At 63.1% G+C, this 1,011-nt stretch carries 2 protein-coding genes; one reads left to right on the forward strand and one right to left on the reverse strand.

The window, feature by feature from the left end:
- Window positions 1-346: alpha/beta fold hydrolase (locus ACWGPE_RS19330; protein WP_452049369.1), on the forward strand; the 346-nt coding region annotated here is incomplete at its 5' end.
- On the opposite strand, the gene ACWGPE_RS19335 is transcribed toward ACWGPE_RS19330, so the two are convergent.
- Complete coding sequence (locus ACWGPE_RS19335; RefSeq protein ID WP_452049370.1) at window positions 339-767, reverse strand: hypothetical protein; 429 nt, start codon at window positions 765-767, stop codon at window positions 339-341. The genes ACWGPE_RS19330 and ACWGPE_RS19335 overlap by 8 nt on opposite strands.
- Between the last annotated feature and the right edge of the window lie 244 nt (window positions 768-1,011).

Here is a 1,011-nt window from a genome sequence, read left to right on the forward strand (position 1 = left end):
GCCCTATATCGGTCACCACATCGCTGTGGAATCGATCCGCAAAACCGACGACGGGTGGGTGTGGAAGTTCGACCCCGACATCTTCGGTGGCCACCTGCTCGACGAAACGTCCGCCGACGAGGAGATCCTGGAGAACACCTTCGCCCGAATCCCTTGCCGGGTGGGGTATTTGCGCTGCGAAGACGGAGTGGTTCCACCTCGGATGGCCGACCAGATCCGTTCGATGCTGCAACTGCGCGGTCCGTTCGTCGAACTCGCCGAAGCCGGTCACCACCCCATGCTGGATCAGCCCCTGCCACTGGTGGCGACCATCCGCACCCTGCTGGAGTTCTGGTCCATCACTTAGCCTGCAGCGGCCCCTCGAAGGACTTCTTGAGCGCTCTCGGGGCGACGACGGGCAGCAGCGCGGCAAGCAGTCTGCGCTTGAATCCCTGTGGATTGCGGACTAATTCGATGTCGACACGGGTGCCACTCGGCTGTGGGAGCAATTGGAAGGTCCAACCACCGCCCGGGCCGAACACCTTCGAATCGTGGGTGGCCACGGTGACGCGCCGACGCTGAGCATCCCAGTCGTAACGGGCGCGCTCCCAGGCCGCTGCCGTGCCCTCGGTCACTTCGGCCCAGGTATCCCCGAGTGAGTGCACCTGGAAGTGGTCCGCGTCGATCGTCGGCCACTGCTGCGGGCGCGTCGGCCCAAAGTCGGTCAGCACGTCCATGAGGGCGGCGGGGTCCAGCGCTGACGTCATGTGAAAGCGGACGGTGGGCATGATGGCACTCCTCATTGTGGCGAATCAATCTGGGAAGTAACGACATTCATCCTTTCCCGGCGGCGGTGCCGTCGGTGAATGTCATGCGTCCATCTGACCCGCCAGAAGCGATCAAGTCCAACGATTGCTTTTGATGTCAGCCATCTTCAAAGTAGATGGCACAATGCAGCGGAGTCGATCGTCGCCGGCCCGCGTCCGCCTACCTGCCGTCGGCGGTGTCGACATCCTTCGCCCTGACCAGTTC

The sequence above is a fragment of the Agromyces sp. NPDC055658 genome (assembly GCF_053618155.1).

What these genes read in the sequence shown, in the direction of transcription:
- ACWGPE_RS19335 (WP_452049370.1), bottom strand. Translation starts at nt 767, where the DNA reads ATGCCCACCGTCCGCTTTCACATGACGTCAGCGCTGGACCCCGCCGCC.